The organism is Enterobacter sp. CPE_E890 (assembly GCF_046521475.1).
Taxonomy (GTDB): domain Bacteria; phylum Pseudomonadota; class Gammaproteobacteria; order Enterobacterales; family Enterobacteriaceae; genus Enterobacter; species Enterobacter adelaidei.
Genome location: NZ_JBKFZW010000001.1, coordinates 349,272 through 369,033, shown reverse-complemented (window position 1 = coordinate 369,033; position 19,762 = coordinate 349,272). Strand labels below are relative to the sequence as shown.

Sequence of the window (19,762 nt, the reverse complement as noted above, 5' to 3'; positions counted from 1 at the left end):
GAAATTACTCATCATCATATTGAGGACCGGCATAGTTGTCGAAACGCGACCACTGTCCGTTAAAGGTCAAACGTACCGTACCGATTGGGCCGTTACGTTGCTTACCTATAATAATTTCGGCGATCCCTTTCAGGTCGCTGTTCTCGTGATAAACCTCATCACGGTAAATAAACATGATTAAGTCAGCATCCTGCTCGATGGAGCCAGACTCACGCAGGTCGGAGTTGACCGGGCGTTTGTCGGCGCGTTGTTCCAGGGAGCGGTTAAGCTGTGAGAGTGCCACCACGGGCACGTGCAGCTCTTTGGCTAACGCCTTGAGTGAGCGGGAAATCTCTGCAATTTCCAGCGTACGGTTGTCGGAGAGCGACGGGACGCGCATCAGCTGAAGGTAGTCGATCATGATAAGGCCGATACCGCCGTGTTCACGGGCGATACGACGCGCACGGGAGCGGACTTCCGTCGGCGTCAGGCCGGAGGAGTCATCAATATAGATATTCCGTTTTTCCAGCAGAATGCCCATGGTGCCGGAGATCCGCGCCCAGTCTTCGTCGTCCAACTGACCGGTACGAATGCGGGTCTGATCCACGCGCGAGAGTGACGCCAGGGAACGCATCATAATCTGCTCGGAGGGCATCTCAAGACTGAAAATCAGCACCGGCTTATCCTGCAACATCGCCGCATTTTCGACGAGGTTCATCGCAAATGTCGTTTTACCCATCGACGGACGCGCCGCGACGATAATCAGATCCGACGGCTGCAGGCCAGCGGTTTTCTTATTGAGATCGTCATAACCGGTGTTCACACCGGTCACACCGTCATGTGGCTGCTGGAACAGTTGTTCGATACGGGCGACGGTGGCGTCGAGCACATCAGCAATGTTTTTCGGGCCTTCATCTTTATTTGCGCGGCTTTCCGCGATTTTAAAGACCCGGGATTCGGCGAGATCGAGCAGATCTTCACTGGTGCGACCCTGCGGATCAAAACCGGCCTCGGCGATCTCATTCGCCACCGAGATCATCTCACGAACTACAGCACGTTCACGCACGATATCCGCGTAAGCACTGATATTCGCCGCACTTGGCGTGTTTTTCGATAATTCTGCCAGGTAGGCAAACCCACCGACGCTGTCCAGTTGTCCCTGTCGCTCCAGCGATTCCGCAAGTGTGATCAGGTCAATCGGGCTACCCGACTCCTGCAGACGCGCCATTTCGGTAAAGATATGACGATGCGGTCGGGTGTAGAAATCCTCAGACACCACGCGCTCAGCGACGTCGTCCCAGCGTTCGTTATCCAGCATTAAACCGCCCAACACCGACTGTTCCGCTTCAATCGAGTGCGGCGGGACTTTTAAGCCTGCGACCTGGTAATCACGCTCGCGAGGTTCAGTCTGTTTGTTGAAGGGTTTGTTTCCTGCCATAGTGAATGGAGTTACCGAGATAAAGAGTGGGTCGAAAGATTACCATATTTTTCTTACGGAGGGAGCATGGCAACGCGCATTGAATTCCAGAAACACGGTGGGCCAGAAGTGCTGAAAGCGGTGGAATTTACCCCAGTAGCACCAGGCGAAAACGAAGTTCAGGTTGAAAACAAGGCCATAGGTATCAACTACATTGATACCTATATTCGCGGAGGCCTCTACCCGCCTCCATCACTGCCGAGCGGTCTGGGTACCGAAGCGGCAGGAGTGGTTATCAAAACTGGCCGCGCCGTTAAGCACCTTAAAGAGGGCGATCGCGTGGTGTACGCCCAATCTGCTCTGGGGGCATACAGTTCCGTCCACAACGTCCCGGCGGATAAAGCCGCCCTGCTGCCCAACGCCATCTCCTTTGAGCAAGCTGCAGCCTCATTTCTGAAAGGGCTTACGGTCTATTACCTGCTGCGTAAAACCTACGAAATTAAACCTGACGAGCAGTTCCTGTTCCATGCTGCTGCGGGTGGTGTGGGGCTGATCGCGTGTCAGTGGGCAAAAGCGCTGGGGGCGAAACTGATCGGTACCGTGGGCAACGCGCAAAAAGCGCAGCGCGCATTGCAGGCGGGAGCCTGGCAGGTAATTAACTATCGTGAAGAGAACATCGTCGAGCGGCTGAAAGAAATCACCAACGGCAAAAAAGTGCGGGTGGTGTATGACTCGGTGGGGAAAGACACCTGGGAAGCGTCTCTCGATTGCCTGCAGCGCCGCGGGCTAATGGTGAGCTTCGGGAATGCGTCAGGTGCTGTGACCGGGGTTAACCTCGGCATTCTGAACCAGAAAGGCTCACTGTATGTGACTCGCCCTTCCCTGCAAGGTTACATTACTAACCGGGAAGAGCTTGAGGAAGCCAGTAACGAGCTGTTCTCGCTGATCGCCAGTGGGGTGATTAAAGTGGATGTGGCAGATGCGCAGAAATATCCGCTGGTCGATGCACAGCGCGCGCATGAGGTACTTGAGAGCAGGGTGACACAGGGTTCAAGTCTGTTAATTCCCTGAATCCAGAAAAGAAATTGGGCTTCCCTGAGGAAGCCCTTTCTTTTTTTAGTTCGGCTGTATGTAGGGTACAGCTCGATGAATTCTTTAGCGGCAGTCATAGTGACAGATTCGATAAGTAAATCCTATTCTGTTCTAAGCAATGCCACCAGAAAAGTTACAAGTATGTGACGAACCCCTCAATACCTTAGTAACGAAAGCGGTTATTGCGCTGATAAGTGGACACTTTTGGCGTTTTAATCGCCCGTATCACCCACACCACCACAATAGCCAGCAGCAGCCACGGCAACAGCTTGATCGTCAGGGCAAATAATCCGCCGATAAACATCACCACCGTGGCGACAACGATAGCGGCCAGAATGCCGAGCAGCGAAACGCCTGTGGCTAATAGCATGACGAAAAAGCCAATCACAAAAAGTAGTTCCAGCATGTTTTTCTCCCACACGCTCCTGAGTAATGCAGTAACCATTACAAAAAGCATGCCAAAACTAACTCATTGTTCTTAAAGCAAAACACCCCGCAAAGATTTGCAGGGCGTGGTGAATTTGACCATCTTTTAGCGAAATTTATCGCTTATCAGCCACCAGTCTCAGCGCATGTTCCAGCACCTCGATGTCGGCACCGGCTTTATGCGCGTTCTCGCTCAGGTAACGTCGCCACTGACGCGCTCCCGGAATACCCTGGAAAAGGCCAAGCATGTGGCGGGTGATATGGCCAAGATATGTGCCGTTGCTCAGCTCGCGTTCGATGTACGGATACATGGCACTAACCACCGCAACCGGATCGGTATCTGCGCCTTCTACACCGTAGATTTCGCGATCGACCGTCGCCAGAATGCCCGGGTTCTGATACGCCTCGCGCCCGACCATCACGCCATCCATATGTTCCAGATGCGCTTTGGCCTCTTCCAGCGACTTGATGCCACCGTTGATTGACATCGTCAGGTGCGGGAAGTCACGCTTCAGCTGATACACGCGCGGGTAGTCCAGCGGCGGGATCTCACGGTTCTCTTTCGGGCTGAGGCCAGAGAGCCAGGCTTTTCGCGCGTGGATGATAAACATCTCGCACTCACCCTTCCCGGATACCGTATTGATAAAGTCGCACAGGAATTCGTAGCTGTCCTGGTCGTCAATGCCGATACGGGTTTTGACCGTGACCGGAATGGAGACGACATCGCGCATCGCCTTAATGCAGTCCGCCACCAGCTGTGCGTTCCCCATCAGGCACGCGCCAAACATACCGTTTTGCACGCGGTCAGACGGGCAGCCAACGTTGAGGTTGATCTCGTCGTAGCCACGCGCTTCTGCCAGCTTCGCACACTGCGCCAGCGCGGCCGGATCGCTACCGCCAAGCTGCAGGGCAACCGGGTGCTCCTCTTCGCTGTAAGCCAGATAGTCGCCCTTACCGTGAATAATCGCACCGGTGGTCACCATTTCGGTGTACAGCAGCGTATGGCGGGAGAGCTGACGCAGGAAGTAGCGGCAGTGTCTGTCCGTCCAGTCGAGCATTGGCGCAATGGAGAAACGGTGTGCAGGGAAAGCAGTCTGTAATTCTGACGACATGGCGAAGTTTTAAGCATCTGGTGAAAAGGGGCGCTACTATAGCACAAAGAAAAGCCGGAGGCGCAGCGCCTCCGGTGGACTTTAGAACGTCATGCTCAGTTGCGCCCCCGCGCCCCAGGTTTCGTCTTCACCATACAGACCCATCAGGTCGATATGAACCGTGTTAAGCGGTGCAAACCCCACACCTGCGGTAAAGACATTGCTGTCATTGTCTTTCACATCAGCACGATAACCTGCGCGAACCGCCAGCCAGCTCAATGGCGTCACTTCCGCACCCACGCCAACATATTGGGAGTTCTCTTCGCTTTTAAAACCTTTGGTTTCGGTCAGGTCACCATCCGCCGTCAGCGTCAGGAGATCGGTATGCCAGGCCGCCCCCGCAGTAACGACAGGGCTGATTTGGTAAGTATCGCGCACGCCATCCACCTCTTTGGTGTCGATATCACGCGAGAACAGGTTTTTACCGGTCAAACCCACCGTCCAGTTTTCACCGAAATCAGCAGCAAGGCCGGCATCAACGTTAAACCCAGTATCGTCGTTGCGATAGCGACTGCTGTTGATATCGCCACTGTCAAAGTTGTAGATCGAGACCGTATAGTTGTAGAGCCAGGTCTGTTGCAGCTTAGGAGTGATACCCACGGAAACAGGCACGCCGCTGATATCAAACTGACGCGCCACTGCAACGCCATAGTCTGAAACGATTGCAGCACGACCAAAACCCTTTGATTTCAAATCATTCGGGTCAACCCCAAATACGGCCGCCGGAACGGCTTCCACCGCGCGCAATTTGTCGATATCACCCTGATCGATGTAAGAACTCACGCGAGCACGCGCATTGGCTTTGGCCACGAAAGCCAGTGATAGCACGTCATTAGGAATACTTACAGCGATCCCACCTCCCGCTTTACCGCTGGCGGTTTTCCCTTTCAGTGAATCCAGTTGATCGGCAAGGTCGCCTGCGGCGGCAGAGACCTGTCGCGATGCAGCACTGGAAGGATTAAGGAGATCGATAAGATTGATATTATCCAGGGTACTGCGATAGGCGCTGACATCATCACTGATGTCATCAATCTTATCGCGCAGGTTGTCTTTGTCTGAAATTTGCGCACCGATAGAGGGCAGGATCACCGTGATACCATCGTCAGGTTTCGCCTTTGCAAGCAACGCCGGGTTGATTAACACCCCGCTGCCATAGCTCCCAGCCGCGACCCCCGTCCCCCCCATCGCATCGCTACGTGCTTCTGTCCAGGTATTGGCTGCTCCGGCCTGATTTGCCATAAACAAGGAGACGGCGATGCTAACCACCGAAAATTTAAAATGTTTTTTCACAGTATGCTCGTCTTATAGTCTGTTATGAAATAACCCCTGTCTGTTATCACCCAAACAGGTACGAACTATTGCTGTGAATAAGTACAAAAAGACCCGCCATTTCCTTAAGTTAAATTCTAACCAGACCTGTTGTAATTTGTGACGGCCCTCAATATTTATAGAAGAGGAAATTATTTTTTCCCAGGTTTTCCATCATGTGGCCCAAAAAACTGGGGCGGGTGATCGACCCAGCGATCTTCTCGCGTGGCGGCATACACTGGGTTGAGCGGATAGTAGATGCGGTTGTGCTTCTTGTTGGCTTCGCCAACTACCAGGAGTCGAACCTCTTCGTCCGTGTTGTTGATAAAGGTGTGGCAGACGCCGGTTCCGGCGGGAAACCCTACGCTATCGCCGGGTTCAAGTTTCCACAAATAGCCATTAATCCAGGCTTCAGGATACCCTTCAAGCACATAAATGAACTCTTCTTCGTCGCTTTCCGCATGAGGATAGGATGTCCGACGTCCGGGGGGTAAACGCTCATGATGGATACCAATACGCCCTAGCCCGAGCTTGCGAGCCAGCGGCGCACCGATGGAAAAACGCTCGTCGCTGTCGGGATAGGTTGAGTTATCAGCGCCTTCCACATCGCGCCAGTGTCGAATACAGTCAGGTCTTTTCATTGTTCGTTTCCCGGTTTGCAATGCGTCAGGTATAGCACAGACAGGCGGATCTCGGTGTTTTTACCAGAACATGATAAAGTGAGGGTTTTCCGTCCTATAACATCCGGGGTGCTAAATGGATAAGTCCACAAAAGAGCTGTTAGCGCAGGCCGAAAAGCTCTGCGCGCAACGCAATGTGCGCCTGACTCCGCAGCGCCTTGAGGTATTACGCCTGATGAGCCTGCAACAGGGAGCCATCAGCGCGTACGATCTGCTCGACCTGCTCCGCGAAAGCGAGCCGCAGGCCAAACCGCCTACGGTGTATCGCGCGCTCGATTTTCTGCTGGAACAAGGGTTCGTGCATAAGGTTGAATCCACAAACAGCTATGTGCTGTGCCACCTGTTTGACCAGCCAACCCATACATCAGCCATGTTTATCTGCGACCGCTGCGGCGTGGTAAAAGAAGAAGGGGCTGAAGGTGTTGAAGACATTATGCATACGCTGGCGGCCAAAATGGGCTTTGCCTTGCGTCATAATGTTATTGAAGCACATGGGCTGTGCTCTGCCTGTGTCGAGGTGGAATCATGCAGCCATCACGATAAGTGCCAGCACGACCACACAATCGTTGTGAAGAAAAAACCTCGCTAGCAATGAAAAAGGCGGCTCATGGCCGCCCTCAGGGTGTACTTCCTTGTACTTTCGGGTATAACCCGGTTACCAGCGGTAGTCGTTGCGTTTTTCCCAGTCGCCGACTTCCTTTTCCGCCTGGTCTTTTGCGTAGCCGTAGCGTTCCTGGATTTTACCGACAAGCTGATCGCGTTTACCTTCAATGACGGTCATATCGTCATCTGTCAGCTTCCCCCACTGCTCTTTCGCTTTACCTTTGAACTGCTTCCAGTTGCCGCTGATTTCGTCTTTATTCATCATCGTGTCCTCTTGTTAAGCGTCGGGTCGTAACGTCCGTTACGTTCTTTTCTGCTGGACGTGATAATAATTGTAGTTAAGGATTCTGCAGCTATTTTGATATTCGGAATCTTTAACCATCACGATATATCGTGATGGGAAGGAAACCAGGTATTATTTCGCCAGTGACGGCGCCAGATAAAGGCCAGAGACAGGCCCCGCAACGAGAGGAAAACGGCCAACGCCAGCCACAAACCGTGATTGCCAAGCCAGGGGAGCGTCAGCAGCGTCAGACCAAACCCTGCTGCTGCCACCGCCATACTGTTACGCATTTCGGCTCCGCGCGTAGCCCCAATGAACATGCCGTCCAGCAGATAACACCAGACACCGACCACCGGTAAGATCACCTGCCAGATGAGATAGTGGCTCGCCAGTTCACGCAGTGTGGGAAGTGAGGTGAGTAATGCAATGATCTGCTCGCCAAAAACGGCATAAACCAGCGCAAATGCCAGTGCCACCAGCCCTGACTGACGACAGGCTGCCCGCCAGACATCCTGAAGCTGCCCGCTTTCGCGCGCACCGTACGCCTGCCCGGAATGTGCTTCCACAGCATAGGCAAAACCGTCCAGCGCGTAGGCGGTAAAGGTCAGTAGCGTCATCAATACGGCATTGACCGCGACGATGTCTGGCCCCAGCCGAGCCCCGAAAACCGTCAGCGCACCGAAACAGAGCTGAAGGAGAAGTGAACGCAGCATGATGTCACGGTTGAGTGCCAGCAGCTTACGGATATTGCCGCGCCATGCGGTTTTGAGTAGCGCAAGAGAGATCCCGCGCATCGCCAGCACGCGCCAGACCATCCACAGACCGATGATAAAAGTCCCGTATTCGGCAATTGCCGTCGCCAGTGCAGCCCCCTGCACGTTCATATGCAGACCCATTACCAGCCAGACATCAAGCACAATGTTGAGAAGGTTTCCCACCACCAGCAAAATGACAGGCGCGCGGGCATACTGCACGCCCAGTAACCACCCCAGCAGAACCAGGTTAGCCAGTGATGCCGGCGCACTGAGCCAGCGAATTTCCAGGAAACGTCTCGCCTGCTCCAGCACTGCCTCGTTACCGCCAACGATGTGAAGCGCGAGGTCAATCAGGGGCGAGCGCAATACAACGATTAATACTCCCGCACCAAGCGCAAGAATGAGCGGCTGCACCAGCGCGCGCGCCAGACGCAGCGGATCTCTGGCACCATACGCCTGTGCCGTGAGCCCGGTAGTACTCATGCGCAAAAAGAGCAGCAGCATAAACAGGAAGCTGGTTGCCGTCGCGCCAATCGCCACGCCGCCAAGATAAACAGGTGAATCCAGATGACCAATAACAGCAGTATCGACCAGACCCAGCAAGGGCACGGTAATATTGGAGAAAATCATCGGCAGTGCAAGACGCCACAATGCCTTATCTGATGCCGTCAGCAGTGACATGAAAAATACCGGGAGAGGTAAAGGAAGCAGGCTACAGCAACGCCGTAGCCTGTCAGGAAGAGATTACAGCCATTCGCCGTTGCGAATCACCCCTACTGCCAGCCCTTCGATAGAGAAGTTCTGTTCGCGAAGATCCACCACAATCGGGGAGAATTCGCTGTTTTCAGGCAGCAGCTGTACGGTATTACCCTGTTTTTTCAGACGCTTAACGGTCACTTCGTCATCAATACGCGCGACCACAACCTGGCCGTTTCGCACATCCTGCGTTTTGTGAACCGCAAGCAGATCACCGTCAAGAATACCGATGTCTTTCATCGACATGCCGCTTACGCGCAGCAGGAAATCAGCGCTCGGTTTAAACATCCCCGGATCGACCTGGTAGTGGCCTTCAATATGCTGCTGTGCCAGTAAAGGCTCACCGGCAGCAACACGCCCCACCAGCGGAATGCCCGTCTCTTCTTCCACCAGCAGGCGAATACCGCGTGACGCGCCCGAAACAATCTCAATCACGCCCTTACGCGCCAGCGCTTTCAGGTGTTCTTCGGCAGCATTCGGAGAACGGAAGCCCAGACGCTGAGCGATTTCCGCACGCGTGGGTGGCATACCCGTCTGGCCGATATGATCCCGGATGAGATCAAACACCTCTTGCTGCCTGGTCGTTAACGCTTTCATTCCGCCCCTGGGTGTATATACAGTTATGCTGTGAGTATATACAGTCAAAGGCGATTTTGGAACCAAAAACTGCACAAAAAACCAGGGACTTAATTATTCCTCGAGGCTCATCGGAAATGTGACCAAAGCAGCGTGACCCAGGTAATGACCGCAGTAATAATCGCCAGCAACACGGCAGCGGAACCCATGTCTTTTGCCCGGCCAGAGAGCTCGTGGAAATCTGAGCCAATCCGGTCAACAACGGCCTCAATAGCGCTATTGAGAATTTCCACTATCATCACCAGCAGTACGGAGCCGATCAGAAGAACGCGTGTTATTGCATCAATATCAAGGAAGCAGGCGATAATCACCGCGATGATAGCGGCGACGCCCTCCTGGCGAAAGGCGGCTTCATTGATCCACGCGGCACGGAAACCTTTCCAGGAATAGCCGGCGGCTTTGATGATTCGGGTTAACCCAGTGGTATTATTGGCCATTAAAAGAACCTTTTATTGGAAATAGCGTCAGTAACTAGAGTGGCAGCGAGTTTCGCTACCGCCTGAAGTATGACGGGTAACAACAGAAATTTTGCGCGCTTTCTGTTATCCTTGCGCCGCAATTGCATTATTAACCAGAGGCTTTACATCGTTTATGTCCGGCTGGCCACGAATTTACTACAAATTACTTAATTTACCATTAAGCATCCTGGTAAAAAGCAAGTCTATCCCAGCAGAACCCGCGCTGGAATTGGGGCTCGATACGTCGCGCCCCATTATGTACGTTTTGCCTTATAACTCGAAGGCAGACTTACTGACGCTTCGCGCCCAGTGCCTGGCGCATGACTTACCTGACCCGCTTGAACCGCTAGAAGTTGACGGTACTCTGCTGCCGCGCTACGTGTTCATTCACGGTGGACCGCGCGTGTTTACCTATTACACGCCAAAAGAAGAGTCCATCAAGCTGTTCCATGACTATCTCGACCTGCACCGCAGCAATCCTGATCTGGATGTGCAGATGGTGCCAGTATCCGTGATGTTTGGTCGTCGCCCGGGTCGTGAAAAAGGTGAAGAGAATCCACCGCTGCGCATGCTTAACGGCATCCAGAAGTTCTTCGCGGTCTCCTGGCTGGGACGCGACAGCTTTGTGCGTTTCTCCCCTTCCGTTTCGCTGCGTCGAATGGCGGACGAGCATGGCACCGATAAGATCATCGCGCAAAAACTGGCGCGCGTAGCGCGTATGCACTTCGCCCGTCAGCGCCTCGCTGCCGTTGGGCCGCGTCTCCCGGCGCGTCAGGATCTGTTCAACAAGCTGTTGGCCTCCAAAGCGATTGCCCGTGCCGTCGAAGACGAAGCACGCAGCAAGAAGATTTCACATGAGAAAGCCCAGCAGAACGCCATTGCACTGATGGAAGAGATTGCAGCGAACTTCTCTTACGAGATGATTCGTCTGTCCGATCGTATTCTCAGCTTTACCTGGAACCGTCTCTATCAGGGCATCAACGTCCATAACGCCGAGCGTGTACGCCAACTGGCGCATGATGGCCATGAAATTGTCTATGTCCCCTGCCACCGCAGCCACATGGACTACCTGCTTCTCTCCTATGTGCTTTATCACCAGGGGCTGGTACCGCCGCATATCGCGGCCGGTATTAACCTGAATTTCTGGCCAGCTGGCCCGATTTTCCGTCGACTGGGCGCCTTCTTTATTCGCCGTACCTTCAAGGGCAATAAGCTCTACTCCACGGTGTTCCGCGAGTATCTGGGTGAGTTGTTCAGCCGCGGATATTCCGTTGAGTACTTCGTGGAAGGTGGTCGCTCCCGTACCGGCCGTCTGCTCGATCCGAAGACCGGCACGCTGTCCATGACCATTCAGGCCATGCTGCGCGGAGGAACTCGTCCAATCACGCTGGTGCCAATCTACATCGGCTATGAGCATGTGATGGAGGTGGGGACTTACGCTAAAGAGCTGCGTGGCGCGACTAAAGAGAAAGAGAGCCTGCCGCAAATGCTGCGCGGTTTGAGCAAGCTACGTAATCTCGGACAGGGCTACGTGAACTTTGGCGAGCCGATGCCGCTGATGACGTATCTGAACCATCACGTTCCGGAGTGGCGCGAGTCTATCGACCCTATCGAAGCGGTTCGTCCGGCCTGGCTGACGCCAACGGTCAACGGCATCGCGTCTGAGCTGATGGTGCGTATTAACAACGCCGGTGCGGCAAACGCTATGAACCTGTGTTGCACGGCGCTTCTGGCGTCTCGCCAGCGCTCACTGACTCGCGAACAGCTGACAGAGCAGCTCGATTGTTATCTCGATATGATGCGCAACGTCCCGTACTCGGTTGACTCGACGGTACCTTCTGCGAGCGCCAGTGAGCTTATCGATCACGCTTTGCAGATGAATAAGTTCGAAGTCGAAAAGGACACGATCGGCGACATCATCATTCTGCCGCGCGAGCAGGCCGTACTGATGACGTACTATCGCAACAATATCGCCCATATGCTGATGCTGCCGTCACTCATGGCAGCTATCATCACCCAGCATCGTCGCATTTCACGCCAGGAGCTATTGCGTCACGTTGACACGCTCTACCCGATGCTGAAAGCGGAGCTGTTCCTGCGCTGGAGCAAGGATGAGCTGGCTGGCGAGCTGGATAAACTGACGGAAGAACTGCGTCGTCAGGGGCTGATCACCGTTGTGAACGACGAGCTGCACATCAATCCGTCACGTTCCCGTACCCTGCAACTGCTGGCGGCCGGTGCGCGTGAAACGCTGCAGCGTTATGCCATTACATTCTGGTTGCTCAGTGCGAACCCGTCTATCAACCGTGGAACGCTGGAGAAAGAGAGCCGGACGCTGGCACAGCGCCTGTCCGTTCTGCACGGTATTAACGCTCCTGAATTCTTCGACAAAGCGGTCTTCAGTTCACTGGTTCTGACGCTGCGTGATGAAGGCTTTATCAGTGATACGGGCGATGCCGAGCCAGAAGAGACGCTGAAGGTCTATCAGATGCTGGCTGAACTGATTACGTCTGATGTGCGTCTGACGATTGAGAGTTCAACACAGGGCGAGTGACAATACAAAGCCGGGCGGAGTTTTCACTCTTCCCGGCCTGTCTTTCGCAGAATGATTAAGGCCCGTAAGCGCTAACGCTACCGGGCCTTATTTTTAACCTTGCCAAATCACCGCATTTAACTCAGCAGCGTAAAGGCAATCATCCCGACAATTGCGCCTGTCGTACCGAGGATGGTTTCCATCAGCGTCCAGGTTTTCAGCGTCTGCGCTTCGGTGGCACCGGTAAATTTACCGAACAGCCAGAAACCTGCGTCATTCACGTGAGAAACCACGATAGACCCACCTGCAATACAGATAGACAGCGCAGCCATTTGCGCGCCTGAGTAATGCAGCTGTTCAATCACCGGCATCACCAGACCCACGGCGGTTAAACACGCGACGGTCGCAGAACCCTGAATGATACGCACCGCAGCCGCCAGCACGAAGCAGGTCACGGCTATCGGCAAGCCCATTCCGGTCAGCGCTTCACCCAGAGCGGGACCCACGCCGGAATCCACCAGAACCTGCTTGAACACCCCACCCGCACCGATAACCAGCAGAATAATGCCCGCAGGTTGCAGCGCATGACCGCAGATTTCCATTACTTTGTCTTTCGGCATCCCCTGACGCATCGCCAGGCCATAAATCGCCACCAGACACGCCACCAGGATCGCTGTGAACGGATGGCCAATAAACTCAAACCATTCGTACGCGCTGGAACCTACCGGCACAAAGCGCGCGGCAATGGTTTTCAGGCCAACCAGCACCAGCGGGAGCAGGATCAGTGACAGACTGAAGCCGAAGGAGGGTATTTTACCTTCGCCGAGGTGCGGCTCGGTGATGTCATCCGGAATGTGCAGTTCAACGTAACGGCTGATGAAGTTGCCCCACAGCGGACCGGCAATAATCATCCCCGGGATCGCCGCGCACAGACCAATCAGGATCATCCAGCCGAAATCAGCGTGCATCTGGGATGCCAGCAGCATCGGCGCTGGCCCGGGCAGCAGGAACGCCGCTGCCGCTGCCACGCCCGCAAACAGTGGGATAACCAGCTTCACGAGGTTAGTCCCAGTGTGGCGCGCCATAGAGAACGCCACGCTAATCAGCAACACAACCGCCACTTCAAAGAACAGCGGCAGGGCACAAATCAGACCGGCCAGGCCAATCGCATAATGCGCACGGTTATGTCCGAAGGATTTCAGCATCTTGACGGCTATCTGATCAACAGCGCCTGTCTCATGTAAAATCTTGCCAAACATCGCCCCAAGCGCGACGACAATCGCCAGGAAGCCCAGCGTACCGCCCATCCCTTTTTCCATGGTCGCTGCGATTTTGTCGAGCGGCATCCCGGAAAAGAGACCTGCACCAATAGAAACCACCATCAAAGCAACGAAAGCGTGCATACGCGCCTTCATCACTAAAAACAGCAGCAGCAACACGGAACCCACTGCTGTCAAAACAAGCGTTAATGTACTCAAAACTTACTGCCTTTTATTAATGACCTCGATGGTGCTGGCAACAACACCTTCCAGTGACTGATCGATATCAACCACTAAGACATCTTTCTCATCTTCACCTGGTTCCTGCAGCGCTTCGAACTGCGTCACCAGCATCTGAGTCTTGAAGAAGTGACCTTTGCGCGCCTTCAGACGGCTTTCAATCACCTCAAAATCCCCTTTCAGGTAGATGAAAGAGAGGTTCGGGTTGCCGTCACGCAGCAGGTCACGGTAGGTTTTTTTCAGCGCGGAGCAAACGATAAGGGAAACTTTGTTGGTGCGCTGCATCGCGAACGCGGCGTCATTCAGCGCCTGCAACCACGGTTTGCGGTCGTCGTCGTTCAGCGGCTCGCCGGAGGCCATTTTCATGATGTTGCTGCGCGGATGGAGGAAGTCACCATCAAGAAACGCAGCCTGGAGTTGATGCGCCACTTCGCTGGCCACGGCTGATTTCCCGCTACCGGAAACGCCCATCAGGACGTAGACGTGGTGATCATGATTAGTCGTGCTCAAAGGGTGTCCCTCAGTCAATTGTTACGGGTAACAGTTATCGGTAACATTGTCCTGCCGGGGCAAAAGAGAAGCAATATCCAAACGTGCGAGAAGTGAATAAGTGTGAGCTAGCTCAAATTTGTCAGCTCAAATAGATCCACCCGGTGACAAGGTGAAACCTAAATCTAACATTTTAGGGGTAACCGTCTCGCCACGAATGCGCGCCAGCAGGCGTTCTGCGCCAATACGCCCCATACGTTCACGCGGTGTCAGGACGCTCGCCAGACGAGGCTCCATGACCTGGCCGATATCGTGGCCGTGGAAACCGGCAATCGCCATATCACGCGGGATGGAAAGTCCCAGACGCTGACATTCGAACGCTGCACCGACAGCAAGGTCATCGTTGGTACAGAATATACCGTCCAGTTGCGGATACTCACGCCGCGCCTGACGCATCAGCTCAATACCCGACGTATAGGAAGAGGACTGCTCCACCATCACGCTGTACGGGATTAAGTTCGCGTCGAGCATCGCCTGCTCGTATCCCTTCTGTTTGATGATAGTACGTTCATCAAGACGCGCTCCCAGATAGGCAATGTGACGATGACCGCGCGCGATAATCGCCGCCGTCATCTGACGTGCCGCTTCGAAGTTATCAAAACCCACGGCGATATCGAGGCATGGGGACTGGCTGTCCATCAGCTCCACCACCGGAATGCCCGCCACTTCGATCATCTTCAGCGTGCGCGGCGTGTGGGTACGCTCCGTTAAGATAAGGCCGTCGATGTTCCAGGAAAGCATGGACTCAAGACGTTCCTCTTCCAGCTCCGGCTTGTACCCGTAGTGCGCAAGCATGGTCTGATAACCAAACGCATCGGTCACACTTTCAATTCCGCGCAGCACTTCGGCGAAAACCTGGTTGGTTAAAGAGGGAAGCAGGACGCCCACCGCACGACTGGTCGCATTGGAGAGAATATCGGGTGCGCGGTTAGGGATATAACCCAGTTCATCAAGAGCCGCGGCAATCTTGCCACGCAGCGCCACGGAAACCTGCTCCGGGTTACGTAAAAAGCGGCTGACCGTCATTTTGGTCACACCAACGCGGTCGGCGACATCCTGAAGTACGGGGCGTTTCTTTTTCATCGTCCTGAGAAATCTTGAAGTGAGAGATTTGCTCAGTTTATCACGGACAAAGCCCAACCTTCCCCTGTCAGAGGGAAGGTTGGGCATTTATTTATGATTTATTACACCGGAGGCAGGTCAAACAGCAGAATTTCACTCTCGCTGTCAGCGTGTACGGAGATCGCCTGCTCGTCCCAGATGGCCAGGCCATCAGCCGTTGTTGCTTTAGTACCGTTGATGGTGACTTCACCTTTCACCACCTGGATCCAGATGCGGCGGTTAGCCGCAATCTGATGAACAGACTGTTCGTCTTTCGCCAGCGCCCAGCGATACAGTTCCATATCCTGATATACCTTCAGGGAGCCTTCTCGCGCATCCGGGGACAGCACCAGCTGTTTACCCTGTTTGGCGTCGAAGCGGCGCTGCTCATAGCGTGGCGTGATGCCGGTTTCTTCTGGAATAATCCAGATTTGATACAGGTGCAGTTTTTCCGTTTTGCTCGGGTTGTACTCAGAGTGACGCACCCCGGTACCCGCGCTCATAATCTGGAATTCGCCCGCAGGAACCTGCTCTTTGTTGCCCATGCTGTCCTGGTGTTCAACCGCGCCTTCCAGCACATAGGTCAGAATTTCCATGTCTTTGTGCGGGTGAGTGCCGAAGCCCTGTCCTGCATCAATCACGTCGTCGTTAATCACGCGCAGTGCGGAGAAGCCCATGAAGTTCGGGTCGTAGTAGTCGGCAAACGAGAATGAATGCCATGAGTCCAGCCAGCCATGATTCGCGTGACCACGTTCGTTTGCTTTGCGTAAGTAGATCATTGTTTTCACCCTCAGTTCGTTTCGATGGAGTAAGTGTGGACGCAAATGGCCTGGGATCATAGAGGGTGAAAATTGACTCCTCTGTTCAAAAATTATGAACAAGCGCAGAGGAGCCATTTTTGCTTATTTCGCGAGGGTTACCGTGGCAGGAGAAGCCTGTTCAAAGGCCCGTTCAAGGATTTCAAGGTTAGTCAGAACGTCAGATTCCTTGACGTAATTCGCCGCGCCGCTATGGATAGTCGCAAACAGTGCATCGTACACGCGGCCATAATCACCCACCTCGGGCTTCAGCTCTTCTCTGGCCGTCGTGCCATCCGCCTTCACATATTCCAGCACGCCAACCGAATCATCCGCCGCAAAGCCCGGTTCACCCGGCATGATATTGGCCTTCAGGCTGGTCTCCTGCTGGTCAATACCGTATTTGATAAACGAGCCTTTCGTACCGTGAACGATAAATTTTGGATAGTCGATTTTCACCAGATGGCTGGTTTTGACAATGGCTTTCAGGTCGCCGTAGAACAGCTGCGCTTCAAACGTGTCGTCCGGGTTGGCTTTGTTACGCAAGCTGCGGATGTCATATGCCACGTGGTCCGGACGGCCAAACAGGGAGATGACCTGATCCATGGTGTGTACACCCAGCCCATAGAACGCGCCATCCTGCGGCAGACCAGGTTGGGTTTCTGCCACCGGGCGATAGTAGTCAAAATGACTTTCAATCTCGACGATGTCACCGAGCTTACCGCTCTCAATCGCTTTTTTCGCCGTCAGGAAACAGCTGTCAAAGCGACGGTTTTGATATGGCGTAACGGTCAGCCCTTTGCTTTTCGCCAGTGCGAACAACGCCTTCGCTTCGGCGATGGTCGGCGTAAACGGCTTCTCCACCAGCACGTTTTTGCCTGCTTCCAGGGCGCGTTTCGCGTAGTCAAAATGGCTGTCAGCATGAGTACAGACAACGACCAGTTTCACCTGCGGATCGTTAAGGATTTCGTCCAGATCGCTGGTGAAATGGATGTGGGAATACTGCGGAGACTGCTCCTCTGGCTTCGCGCGGCGGCGGTAGATATGGGCCACATGCCAGGAATCTTTACGGTGAAGGACATACGGAAGGTGATAGCGGGTCGTACTTTTACCAAATCCAATAAATGCGCAATGTAGTGTCATGGCTCAGTCCTTTTGGAAGGTTACTGAGGTCTACCATAACAAAAAAAAAGCCAGCTAAAAGCTGGCTAAAGTAATACTGGAAGCAATGTGAGCAATGTCGTGCTTTCAGGTTCCCGTAGCGGTCTTCCTGAATGCAGGACAATAATAATCATTCTCATTCGCAGTTGTCCAATACTTTTTTGCAAAAAATAGCGGTTGACTCAAATTTTAAAGTCACTGATGTTAAAGAGGACATTAACCCACAGAGGGCGAAGGAATGAGTGAGATAGTGATACGCCACGCTGAACCGAAAGATTATGACGCCATTCGTCAGATTCACGCCCAGCCGGAGGTGTACCACAACACGCTACAAGTCCCTCATCCTTCTATGGAAATGTGGCAGATGCGGCTAAGCGATCAGCCCGGGATTAAGCAGTTAGTTGCCTGCATTGATGATATCGTCGTCGGGCATCTCACGATTGATGTCGCACAGCGGCCGCGCCGCAGCCACGTCGCTGATTTCGGTATTTGTGTAGGGGCGCAGTGGCACAACCGCGGCGTTGCCAGCACGCTGCTTCGCACCATGATTGATATGTGCGACAACTGGCTGCGGGTTGATCGTATTGAGCTGACGGTGTTTGTCGACAACGAACCGGCCATTGCGGTCTACAAGAAGCACGGATTTGAAATTGAAGGCACCGGCAAACGTTACGGGCTGCGCAACGGTGAGTATGTCGATGCGTATTATATGGCGAGAATGAAGTAGTTTGTTGCCCTCACCCTGTGGGAGAGGGAATGAAAAACGTAGGCCGGGTAAGGCGAAACCGCCACCCGGCAATATAATCAATACCCCGCCGTTAAATCATCCACCGAACGCGGGTCCGATGCCCCAAACAGTGCGCCATCCGGCCCGACCATAATGCTCTGGGTGCTCCCCATCGCCTCTTTCACCGCCACCTTCTGTCCGCGCTGCTCCAGCAGTTTGATCGTATCCGGGCTAAAGCCCTTCTCGACACGCAGCTCATCCGGCAGCCACTGATGGTGGAAACGCGGGGCATTGGTCGCTTCGGCAACGTTCATCCCAAAGTCGATACTGTTCACGACCATTTGCAGCACAGTAGTGATAATACGGCTACCACCAGGACTACCGGTCACCAGCCAGGTTTTACCGTCTTTCACCACGATGGTAGGCGACATGGACGACAATGGACGCTTCTTCGGCCCCACCGCATTCGCATCACCACCGACCAGCCCGTAGACGTTCGGCACGCCCGGTTTGGCAGAGAAATCATCCATCTCGTTATTCAGCAGAATGCCGCTATTGCCCGCCACAATCCCGGTGCCGAAGGTGGTATTCAGCGTATAGGTCACCGCCACCGCGTTACCGTCTTTATCCACCACCGAGAAATGGGTGGTCTGGTTGCTTTCGTACGGTGCCAGCTTGCCCGGGCGGATCTCACTCGACGGCTTAGCCTTGTTGATGTCGATCTGTTCTGCAATCGATTTGGCATAAGCCTTATTGGTCAGCTCCTGCCACGGCACCTTCACGAAGTCCGGATCGCCGAGATATTCCGAACGGTCAGCGTAGGCATGCTTTTCCGCCTCAGCCATCACCTGCATGGTATCGGCACTGCCGAAGCCGAATTTGTGCATATCGAAGTTTTCAAGAATGTTGAGGATCTGCACGATGTGAATGCCACCAGAGGACGGCGGTGGCATGGAGAAGACTTCGTAGCCGCGATAGGTTCCACTGATCGGCGCACGCTCCACCGCCTTGTATTCTGCCAGATCCGCTTTGGTGATGAGCCCGCCGTTCTTTTGCATCTCTTCAGCAATCTGGTCTGCAATCGCGCCTTTGTAGAAGGCGTCCGGGCCGTGCTCCGCAATCAGCTCCAGGCTTTTGGCAAGGTTCTTCTGCACCAGCTTATCGCCCTTCTTCAGCGGCTCACCGTCTTTCCAGAAGATCGCCTTGCTGTTTTCATGGTTCGGAATGACTTCACTGCCATAGGTTTTGAGATCGTCGGCCAGGGCGTCATTCACAATAAAGCCATCCCGCGCCAGCTTGATGGCAGGCTGCACGACTTTGTTCAGCGGCAGAGTGCCGTATTTTTCCAGCGCCAGCGAGAAACCCGCCACGGTGCCCGGCGTGCCGGACGCGAGATGCGAGGTCAGCGATTTTTTGCTGTCCGGATTGCCCTGATCGTCAAGGAACATATCACGGGAAGCCTTGCCGGGAGCCATTTCACGGAAGTCGATAGCCGTGGTTTTCCCGTCTTTGGTGCGCAGCATCATAAACCCCCCGCCCCCCAGGTTACCCGCCTGCGGATGCGTCACCGCCAGCGCGTACCCGACGGCAACAGCCGCATCCACCGCGTTACCGCCCTGCTTGAGAATATCGACGCCCACTTTTGTTGCCAGCGCATCCACCGAAGCCACCATGCCATGTGTCGCCCGCACGGGATGGAAAACATCTTCCTCCACGCCGTAAGAGACTGGCGGTGCCGCTGGCGGGTTGGCCGCCACGCTAAATGTGCCGCCTGCCATCAGCGCGGCGATCGCTACCCAGCGTAAAAATGTTGGTTTCATCATTATTGTTCTCCAGGTGAAGGGATCCATA

19 protein-coding genes and 1 pseudogene are annotated in these 19,762 nt (G+C 54.2%); 4 read left to right on the top strand and 16 right to left on the bottom strand.

Translation table 11 applies throughout. The features are described 5' to 3' along the window. Positions 1 to 4: 4 nt before the first annotated feature. Positions 5 to 1,417 (bottom strand): replicative DNA helicase, encoded by a 1,413-nt coding sequence (dnaB, locus tag ACLHV9_RS01765; protein WP_025757838.1) that lies wholly within the window; start codon positions 1,415 to 1,417, stop codon positions 5 to 7. Between the two features lie 66 nt (positions 1,418 to 1,483). On the opposite strand from dnaB, the gene ACLHV9_RS01760 reads away from it, so the two are divergent. After that, entirely contained in the window at positions 1,484 to 2,467 is a 984-nt protein-coding gene (locus ACLHV9_RS01760) for a quinone oxidoreductase (protein ID WP_407220101.1), read from the top strand. Between the two features lie 184 nt (positions 2,468 to 2,651). Here ACLHV9_RS01760 and pspG read toward each other — a convergent pair whose 3' ends face one another. From pspG to ACLHV9_RS01740, 4 genes are all read right to left on the bottom strand, one after another. Further along, a complete protein-coding gene (gene pspG / locus ACLHV9_RS01755) occupies positions 2,652 to 2,894 on the bottom strand; it encodes an envelope stress response protein PspG (protein WP_028017934.1) in 243 nt (80 codons plus the stop codon). Between the two features lie 136 nt (positions 2,895 to 3,030). Beyond that, positions 3,031 to 4,026 carry a tRNA dihydrouridine(20/20a) synthase DusA gene (gene dusA, locus ACLHV9_RS01750; protein ID WP_407220100.1) on the bottom strand — a complete coding sequence of 332 codons (996 nt, stop codon included), beginning with the start codon at positions 4,024 to 4,026 and terminating at the stop codon, positions 3,031 to 3,033. Between the two features lie 81 nt (positions 4,027 to 4,107). Next, a complete protein-coding gene (locus ACLHV9_RS01745; protein ID WP_407220099.1) occupies positions 4,108 to 5,355 on the bottom strand; it encodes a conjugal transfer protein TraF in 1,248 nt (415 codons plus the stop codon). Between the two features lie 170 nt (positions 5,356 to 5,525). Then, positions 5,526 to 6,014: a cupin domain-containing protein gene (locus ACLHV9_RS01740; protein WP_049007735.1), complete on the bottom strand. Its 489-nt coding sequence runs from the start codon at positions 6,012 to 6,014 to the stop codon at positions 5,526 to 5,528. 115 nt (positions 6,015 to 6,129) lie between these two features. Between ACLHV9_RS01740 and zur the strand changes: the two genes are divergently transcribed. Next, positions 6,130 to 6,642, top strand: coding sequence for a zinc uptake transcriptional repressor Zur (zur, locus tag ACLHV9_RS01735; protein WP_028017938.1), 513 nt, complete (start codon positions 6,130 to 6,132; stop codon positions 6,640 to 6,642). Between the two features lie 66 nt (positions 6,643 to 6,708). On the opposite strand, the gene ACLHV9_RS01730 is transcribed toward zur, so the two are convergent. The 5 genes and pseudogenes from ACLHV9_RS01730 to ACLHV9_RS01710 all read right to left on the bottom strand — a co-directional run bounded on the left by ACLHV9_RS01730 (position 6,709) and on the right by ACLHV9_RS01710 (position 9,523). Beyond that, the gene (locus ACLHV9_RS01730) at positions 6,709 to 6,918 is read right to left on the bottom strand and encodes a CsbD family protein (RefSeq protein WP_028017939.1); all 210 of its coding nucleotides are present in this window, start codon (positions 6,916 to 6,918) and stop codon (positions 6,709 to 6,711) included. A gap of 48 nt (positions 6,919 to 6,966) precedes the next feature. Further along, positions 6,967 to 7,038: pseudogene (locus ACLHV9_RS01725) on the bottom strand (hypothetical protein); the annotation flags it as partial. Then, the gene (gene dinF / locus ACLHV9_RS01720; protein WP_128348326.1) at positions 7,038 to 8,375 is read right to left on the bottom strand and encodes an MATE family efflux transporter DinF; all 1,338 of its coding nucleotides are present in this window, start codon (positions 8,373 to 8,375) and stop codon (positions 7,038 to 7,040) included. The pseudogene ACLHV9_RS01725 and the gene dinF, both read right to left, overlap by 1 nt. Positions 8,376 to 8,438: 63 nt before the next feature. Beyond that, positions 8,439 to 9,047: a transcriptional repressor LexA gene (gene lexA / locus ACLHV9_RS01715; protein ID WP_025757830.1), complete on the bottom strand. Its 609-nt coding sequence runs from the start codon at positions 9,045 to 9,047 to the stop codon at positions 8,439 to 8,441. 107 nt (positions 9,048 to 9,154) lie between these two features. Beyond that, complete coding sequence (locus ACLHV9_RS01710) at positions 9,155 to 9,523, bottom strand: diacylglycerol kinase (RefSeq protein WP_028017941.1); 369 nt, start codon at positions 9,521 to 9,523, stop codon at positions 9,155 to 9,157. Positions 9,524 to 9,677: 154 nt separating this feature from the next. On the opposite strand from ACLHV9_RS01710, the gene plsB reads away from it, so the two are divergent. Continuing rightward, positions 9,678 to 12,098 carry a glycerol-3-phosphate 1-O-acyltransferase PlsB gene (gene plsB, locus ACLHV9_RS01705; protein ID WP_108089402.1) on the top strand — a complete coding sequence of 807 codons (2,421 nt, stop codon included), beginning with the start codon at positions 9,678 to 9,680 and terminating at the stop codon, positions 12,096 to 12,098. A gap of 116 nt (positions 12,099 to 12,214) precedes the next feature. On the opposite strand, the gene gntU is transcribed toward plsB, so the two are convergent. The 5 genes from gntU to ACLHV9_RS01680 form a co-directional block, all read right to left on the bottom strand. Then, positions 12,215 to 13,555 carry a gluconate transporter gene (gntU, locus tag ACLHV9_RS01700; RefSeq protein ID WP_407220098.1) on the bottom strand — a complete coding sequence of 447 codons (1,341 nt, stop codon included), beginning with the start codon at positions 13,553 to 13,555 and terminating at the stop codon, positions 12,215 to 12,217. A 3-nt stretch (positions 13,556 to 13,558) separates the two neighbouring features. After that, positions 13,559 to 14,086, bottom strand: coding sequence for a gluconokinase (gene gntK, locus ACLHV9_RS01695; protein WP_008503362.1), 528 nt, complete (start codon positions 14,084 to 14,086; stop codon positions 13,559 to 13,561). Between the two features lie 126 nt (positions 14,087 to 14,212). Then, complete coding sequence (gntR, locus tag ACLHV9_RS01690; protein ID WP_028017944.1) at positions 14,213 to 15,208, bottom strand: gluconate operon transcriptional repressor GntR; 996 nt, start codon at positions 15,206 to 15,208, stop codon at positions 14,213 to 14,215. 101 nt (positions 15,209 to 15,309) lie between these two features. Then, positions 15,310 to 16,005 carry a pirin family protein gene (locus ACLHV9_RS01685; RefSeq protein ID WP_108089401.1) on the bottom strand — a complete coding sequence of 232 codons (696 nt, stop codon included), beginning with the start codon at positions 16,003 to 16,005 and terminating at the stop codon, positions 15,310 to 15,312. A gap of 123 nt (positions 16,006 to 16,128) precedes the next feature. Then, complete coding sequence (locus ACLHV9_RS01680; protein WP_028017946.1) at positions 16,129 to 17,166, bottom strand: oxidoreductase; 1,038 nt, start codon at positions 17,164 to 17,166, stop codon at positions 16,129 to 16,131. A gap of 256 nt (positions 17,167 to 17,422) precedes the next feature. Here ACLHV9_RS01680 and yhhY point away from each other — a divergent pair, with 256 nt between their 5' ends. Further along, a complete protein-coding gene (gene yhhY / locus ACLHV9_RS01675) occupies positions 17,423 to 17,911 on the top strand; it encodes an N-acetyltransferase (protein ID WP_108089400.1) in 489 nt (162 codons plus the stop codon). 77 nt (positions 17,912 to 17,988) lie between these two features. On the opposite strand, the gene ggt is transcribed toward yhhY, so the two are convergent. Next, a complete protein-coding gene (gene ggt, locus ACLHV9_RS01670) occupies positions 17,989 to 19,734 on the bottom strand; it encodes a gamma-glutamyltransferase (protein WP_176691053.1) in 1,746 nt (581 codons plus the stop codon). Positions 19,735 to 19,762: the final 28 nt, after the last annotated feature.

Excerpts from the sequence above, each read along its gene's own strand:
- dnaB (WP_025757838.1), bottom strand. The coding sequence starts at position 1,417 with ATGGCAGGAAACAAACCCTTCAACAAACAGACTGAACCTCGCGAGCGT.
- ACLHV9_RS01760 (WP_407220101.1), top strand. The coding sequence starts at position 1,484 with ATGGCAACGCGCATTGAATTCCAGAAACACGGTGGGCCAGAAGTGCTG.
- pspG (WP_028017934.1), bottom strand. The coding sequence starts at position 2,894 with ATGCTGGAACTACTTTTTGTGATTGGCTTTTTCGTCATGCTATTAGCC.
- dusA (WP_407220100.1), bottom strand. The coding sequence starts at position 4,026 with ATGTCGTCAGAATTACAGACTGCTTTCCCTGCACACCGTTTCTCCATT.
- ACLHV9_RS01740 (WP_049007735.1), bottom strand. The coding sequence starts at position 6,014 with ATGAAAAGACCTGACTGTATTCGACACTGGCGCGATGTGGAAGGCGCT.
- zur (WP_028017938.1), top strand. The coding sequence starts at position 6,130 with ATGGATAAGTCCACAAAAGAGCTGTTAGCGCAGGCCGAAAAGCTCTGC.
- ACLHV9_RS01730 (WP_028017939.1), bottom strand. The coding sequence starts at position 6,918 with ATGAATAAAGACGAAATCAGCGGCAACTGGAAGCAGTTCAAAGGTAAA.
- dinF (WP_128348326.1), bottom strand. The coding sequence starts at position 8,375 with ATGTCACTGCTGACGGCATCAGATAAGGCATTGTGGCGTCTTGCACTG.
- lexA (WP_025757830.1), bottom strand. The coding sequence starts at position 9,047 with ATGAAAGCGTTAACGACCAGGCAGCAAGAGGTGTTTGATCTCATCCGG.
- ACLHV9_RS01710 (WP_028017941.1), bottom strand. The coding sequence starts at position 9,523 with ATGGCCAATAATACCACTGGGTTAACCCGAATCATCAAAGCCGCCGGC.
- plsB (WP_108089402.1), top strand. The coding sequence starts at position 9,678 with ATGTCCGGCTGGCCACGAATTTACTACAAATTACTTAATTTACCATTA.
- gntR (WP_028017944.1), bottom strand. The coding sequence starts at position 15,208 with ATGAAAAAGAAACGCCCCGTACTTCAGGATGTCGCCGACCGCGTTGGT.
- ACLHV9_RS01685 (WP_108089401.1), bottom strand. The coding sequence starts at position 16,005 with ATGATCTACTTACGCAAAGCAAACGAACGTGGTCACGCGAATCATGGC.
- ACLHV9_RS01680 (WP_028017946.1), bottom strand. The coding sequence starts at position 17,166 with ATGACACTACATTGCGCATTTATTGGATTTGGTAAAAGTACGACCCGC.
- yhhY (WP_108089400.1), top strand. The coding sequence starts at position 17,423 with ATGAGTGAGATAGTGATACGCCACGCTGAACCGAAAGATTATGACGCC.
- ggt (WP_176691053.1), bottom strand. The coding sequence starts at position 19,734 with ATGATGAAACCAACATTTTTACGCTGGGTAGCGATCGCCGCGCTGATG.